Below are 5,483 nucleotides of genomic sequence, written 5' to 3' on the forward strand. Positions count from 1 at the left end.
GTGCTCGCCACCAAACCGCCGGGCCCTGGACGCGGCCGACGCCGGCATGGACGAGTCCGGCCACGAGGTCACCGACGCCGACGACGTCGCCGGCGAGGTCGCCGACGAGATGGGCGGCGCGCCCGGCGCGATCGACCAGGTCGTCCACGCCCACGAGTCGCGGTGACAGGCGCGGGGACGCCGGGGCCCGGCTGGGAGGATGGCGCTGTGAGCACCTCCTCCCTCCACGACCCGGACTGGCGCGGCTTCGCCAGCGACAACTACGCGGGCGTCCACCCCGAGGTCCTGGCCGCGCTGGCCGCGGCAACGGCGGCCACCAGGTCGCCTACGGCGAGGACGTCTACACCGCGCGGCTGCAGCAGGTGGTGCGCGAGCAGTTCGGCGAGCGGGCCGAGGCGTTCCCGGTGTTCAACGGCACCGGCGCCAACGTGGTCTCCCTGACCAGCGTCCTGCCGCGGTGGGGCGCGGTCGTGGCCGCGACCACGGCGCACATCAACACCGACGAGGCCGGCGCGCCCGAGCGCATGACCGGGCTCAAGCTGCTGACCGTCCCCACGCCGGACGGCCGGCTGACTCCCGAGCTGGTCGGCCGCGAGGCCTGGGGCTTCGGCAACGAGCACCGCGCCCAGCCGCTCGCGGTCAGCATCACCCAGACCACCGAGATGGGGACGCTGTACTCCCCCGCCGAGGTGCGGGCGATCGCCGACTTCGCCCACGAGCGCGGCATGGCCGTGCACATGGACGGTGCCCGGCTCTGGAACGCCGCGGCGGCGCTCGGCGTCCCGTTCCGGGACTTCACCACGGACGCCGGCGTGGACGTGCTGAGCCTCGGCGGCACCAAGAACGGCCTGCTCGGCGTCGAGGCGGTCGTCGTGCTCGACCCCGAGCGAGCGACCGGCCTGACCTACCTGCGCAAGCTCACCATGCAGCTGACCAGCAAGATGCGCTTCGCCTCGGTCCAGCTGCTCGCGCTGTTCGAGGACGACCTCGGCCTGCGCAGCGCCGGCCACGCCAACGCCATGGCCGCCCGGCTGCGCTCCGCGCTCGAGGCCGGCGTCGCCGACGGCTCGCTGCCCGACCTGGCGTTCACCCAGCGCACCGACGCCAACGCGATCTTCGCGACGCTGCCTCTGGCCGTCGCCGACCGCGTGCGCGAGCGCGTCCGGTTCTACGACTGGGACCGCGCTCGCGGCGAGGTGCGCTGGATGACGTCGTGGGACACCACCGAGGCCGACGTCGACCGGTTCGTCGCCGTGCTGCGCGAGGAGCTCGGCCGCGGCTGACCGCCGACCGCGGACGACGAAGGGCCCCGGGGATCGCTCCCCGGGGCCCTCGCGCGTCAGACCGGCGTCAGTTGACCCGGATCCTCATGCTGGTGCCCTGCTCCTGCAGCACCTTGACCTTCACGCCGACGCCCGGCAGCTTGACGCCCTGCTGAGGCGTCTCGGCGTACCAGTACTTCTTCGTGTCGTCGAACAGCGGCCGCGGCTGCTGCGCCCGGATGTAGGACGCGACGCCGTTGGTGTGCAGCGTGAACGAGTCGGCCTTGAGCGTCGAGAACGGCGCGTCGTAGACCGCCACGCGGGCCCGCCACGGCTGCCCGGTCGCGATGTTGATGATCGGCTCCGGGTGCGCGTCGATCGGCAGGTTCCGGCCCTCGCCGGGGTGCGTGATCGTGTTGTTGTCGGCCTGGGAGGTGTCCCAGTACGAGATCAGCAGGCCCTGCCCGTAGCTGAAGTGCTCGACCCAGTCCGGACGGGTGTTCGCCCAGCCGAAGTTGTACGGGCCGGTCTCCAGGTACTTGTCGTAGCTCACCGGCGAGCGGTGGCCCATGACGTAGAAGTTGTCGTACGACTGCGTCGTGGTCGCACCGACCACGCTGAAGCCGTCGAACGTCCACGCCGGGCTGCCGTCCTCGGCACCGTCGGTCAGGATCGTCTGGCCGTCGGCGACGACGCTGACGTCGTCGAGGAACAGGCCGGGCATCGCCAGGCCGCCGTCGGTCTTGTAGTACGCGCGCAGCTGGATCTTCTGGCCCGCGTAGGCGTCGAGCGGGACGACCAGGTCGGCCCAGCTCTTCTGCTCGCCGTCGATGCCCGGCTTGCCGGACGTGTCCAGCCCGTAGTCGGTGCCGTTGACGGTGCCGGCCAGCGACGTCCAGGTGTTCCCGCCGTCGGTCGAGGCCTGGAAGTAGGCGTAGTCGTAGCCCTCCTCGATGGAGTACCGGATCTTGCCCCGGAAGGACGCGGACGTCTTGCCGGTGAGGTCGACCTCGGTGGTCATCGAGTTGGCCAGGTCGTCGCCGGAGCCGGAGAAGAACTGCTGCGAGCCCGACGCCGGGGCGCCGTTGTCGCTGGAGACCGTCTTGTCCGGCAGGACGACGACGGCGCCCTGCGCCTTGCCGGTGTTGTACTCCTGCGGCCCGAGGTCGAGCGTCTTCCGCTGCGTGTGCGAGACCGCCTCGTAGTCGAGCCAGCCGAGCTGCAGCTTCTCCCACGCGCCGAGGTCGCCCGGACGCGTCCCGAGCGGCTCGCCCTTGCCGTTGAGCCGGCTCTGGGCCATGAGCGTCCAGTACTCGTTGTTGTTGTCGCCGCCGGCGGTGCTGTACGCGTCCGGCAGGCCGAGGTCGTGGCCGTACTCGTGCGCGAAGACCGACAGGCCGCCGTTCTCGGGCTGGACCGTGTAGTCACCGACCCACAGACCGGTGTTGCCGATCTGCGTGCCGCCGAGCGGGTTCTGCGCCGGGCCGGTGGCGCCGGCGTCGGTGACGAACGCGTACCAGCGGTGCGACCAGATCGCGTCGCTGCCGTAGATCGGGTCGCCGTCGGCCTCGTCGCCGCCCGCGTGGACGATCTGGAAGTGGTCGATGTACCCGTCGGGCTCGTTGAAGTCGCCGTCGCCGTCGAAGTCGTACCGGTCGTACTGGTCGTACGAGGCCAGGTCGGCCGCGATCTGCGCCTCGGTGCGGCCCTTGGCCTGCTGGTCGGCGACCCACGAGTTCAGCGCGTCACGGACCAGGTCCCAGGCACCGCGGTCGGTGCGGCCGTAGCGCGCCTGGTTGTAGCGCACCTTGACCCAGTCCGAGACCTGCCCGTCGACCGTGTAGCGGCCCGACGACTGCGTCTCGTAGTAGGTCTTGACCGACTCGTCCTTCTTGCCGTCGGCGAAGTACAGGTCCTGGAAGTGCTCCTGGGAGAAGTCCTTCTGCCAGACCGTGCTGTTGTCCTTGCGCCGGTCGGGCTCGGGAATCTGGTTGTGCAGCGGGCCGTCGAAGCGCTGCGGCTCCACCGCGTCCTCGGCGGACGCCCAGTCCGAGTCGGGGAAGTCGGGGTGGCGCTCGTCGCCGAACTCGGCCAGGACGACGAAGATCTTGTCCGCGCGCTCCTGCTCGAGCTCCACGTACTGGTCGACCTGCTTGGCCTGGGCCTTCTTGCCCTTGAGCGTCGAGCGCGCCTTCTTGTTGCTGCGCGCGGCGGCGTCGGCCGGGGCGTAGGACTTGCCGAGCTTGACGACGGTGCTGCCGTTGCGCTGCACCGTCTTCGCGTCACCGCTCAGCACCGCCGCGAGGGCCTCCTCGCGCAGGGCGCGACGCTTGTCCTCGAGCGGGTTCGGGAGCTCGTGCTCCCGGTGTGCCTTCTCGGCCGCCGGCTGCTGCGGCGCCGGGGCGGCCTGTCCGGGCGCGGCGTACGCGACTCCGAACGAGGCCGTCAGTCCGAGCCCGATCAGGCCCGTCGTGAGACGTCTCACTGTGTTCCCCCTGTGTGTCGTGATGGTGCGGGCCGGGTGGTCCGCGCAGCGCGCGCCGTCCGGTGGGGCGACGCAGGCCTGGGGTCAACCTAGGTAGGAAGGACTAGTCCCGTCTAGACACGACGGACTATTGGCCCGATTGCGTTTCGATGAAGGCCGGACGCCGCGACACGCTCCGCGCGAACCCGTGCGGACCGCCCTCCCCCTGCCCTAGGGTGGTCGCCAGTTGCTGTGCGTACGACCTGTGGCTGGCGTGACCCGTCCGGGTGCCTGGTTGACTCGGGAGCACCACCGCGACCGCGGTCCGCAGAAGGTCTCGGACCGCTCTGGCAACCGAGGAGAAGGACATGGCCACCGGAACCGTCAAGTGGTTCAACGCCGACAAGGGCTTCGGGTTCATCGCGCCGGACGACGGCAGCGCCGACGTCTTCGCCCACTTCAGCGCCATCCAGACCAGCGGCTACCGCTCGCTGGACGAGGCCCAGAAGGTCGAGTTCGACGTCGAGCAGGGCCCCAAGGGCCTGCAGGCGGCGAACATCCGCCCGCTCTGACCAGCGCGCACGAAGGCCCCACCCGGTCCGCCGGGTGGGGCCTTCGTCTTGCGTCGGGTCGCTAGGGGCGGCCGCCCTCGTCCCAGGCGTGCTGGAGCGGCTCGGGCGCACCCGCCAGGAACCGGACGTCGCCGGGGTGGGCGGCCACGTGGGCGAGCGGACGGACCGGGTAGCGCCGGGCCATCGTCGTGACGTCGCCGCGGTCGTAGTCGAACGTCGTGTCGTCCATGAGGACCTCCTTCGGGCGGGCACGGTGCCCGATCCCGAGGCTAGCCTCATGTTTTGGCGGCAGACACCCTTACGCGTCGGTAGTCTCAGCCGCCCTCACAGGGTCACCCGCCAGATGCGGTCGTCGCCGCGACCCGGCTCGCGCCGGCCGTCCGTGTTCGACGTGGTCACCCACAGCGCACCGTCGGGCGCGACGGCCACCGTGCGCACGCGGTCGTCGTCGTCCAGGTGCCGGCGCGGCCGTCCGGCCCGCTCCCCCGCGAGCGGCACGGAGAACAGGCAGCGCCCCTGCAGCGCGCCGAGGAACGCGGTCGAGCGGGTGATCGCCAGCCCCGCCGGGGAGCACTCGCTCGTGCCCCACGTGACCAGCGGGTCGACCAGCCCGTTCCCGCCGCCCTCGCCCTCCACCTGGGGCCAGCCGTAGTTGCCGCCGCGCCGGAGCAGGTTGAGCTCGTCGGCGGACTTGTCGCCGAACTCGGTCGCCCAGAGCCGTCCGTCGGCGTCGACGGCCAGGCCCTCGACGTTGCGGTGGCCGTAGGTCCACGTGCGGTTGCCGAACGGGTTGCCGTCGACCGGACGCCCGTCGCGGTCCACGCGCAGCACCTTGCCGGCCAGCGAGTCGCGGTCCTGGGCGAGCTCGCGCTGCTCGGCGTCGCCGGTCGAGACGAACAGGTTCCCCCGGGCGTCGAACAGCAGGCGGCCGCCGTGGTGGTGCGTGGCCGACGGGATGCCGGTGACGACCGGCTCGGGGCGCCCGAGCCGTCGTCCGTCGAACGTCATGCGCACCACGCGGTCGTCGGAGTCGGCCGTGTGGAAGGCGTAGACCACCGAGTCGTCGCCCGGCGGGACGGCCAGGCCGAGCAGACCGCCCTCGCCGATGCCGGCGGCCGGCACCACGCCGGGCACGTCCCCGACGGTGCGCACGCGCCCGCCGTCCACGAGCACGACGCGGCCCTC

Annotated in this window: 5 protein-coding genes; 2 read left to right on the forward strand and 3 right to left on the reverse strand. The window is 71.8% G+C overall.

The features are described from left to right. The first annotated feature begins 365 nt into the window (after positions 1-365). Entirely contained in the window at positions 366-1,283 is a 918-nt protein-coding gene (locus AC2W7G_RS08400) for a threonine aldolase family protein (RefSeq protein ID WP_485868030.1), read from the forward strand. Between the two features lie 67 nt (positions 1,284-1,350). Here the strand turns inward: AC2W7G_RS08400 and AC2W7G_RS08405 are convergent, their stop codons facing one another. Next, positions 1,351-3,747: an immune inhibitor A domain-containing protein gene (locus AC2W7G_RS08405; protein ID WP_485868031.1), complete on the reverse strand. Its 2,397-nt coding sequence runs from the start codon at positions 3,745-3,747 to the stop codon at positions 1,351-1,353. A 347-nt stretch (positions 3,748-4,094) separates the two neighbouring features. Between AC2W7G_RS08405 and AC2W7G_RS08410 the strand changes: the two genes are divergently transcribed. Continuing rightward, positions 4,095-4,298, forward strand: a complete 204-nt coding sequence (locus tag AC2W7G_RS08410; protein ID WP_485868032.1) for a cold-shock protein — start codon at positions 4,095-4,097, stop codon at positions 4,296-4,298. A gap of 61 nt (positions 4,299-4,359) precedes the next feature. Here the strand turns inward: AC2W7G_RS08410 and AC2W7G_RS08415 are convergent, their stop codons facing one another. Further along, the gene (locus AC2W7G_RS08415; RefSeq protein WP_485868033.1) at positions 4,360-4,527 is read right to left on the reverse strand and encodes a hypothetical protein; all 168 of its coding nucleotides are present in this window, start codon (positions 4,525-4,527) and stop codon (positions 4,360-4,362) included. 95 nt (positions 4,528-4,622) lie between these two features. Next, positions 4,623-5,483: PQQ-dependent sugar dehydrogenase (locus AC2W7G_RS08420; protein WP_485868034.1), on the reverse strand; the 861-nt coding region annotated here is incomplete at its 5' end.

This window comes from Aeromicrobium sp. PFPM2_SD2, from assembly GCF_057364525.1.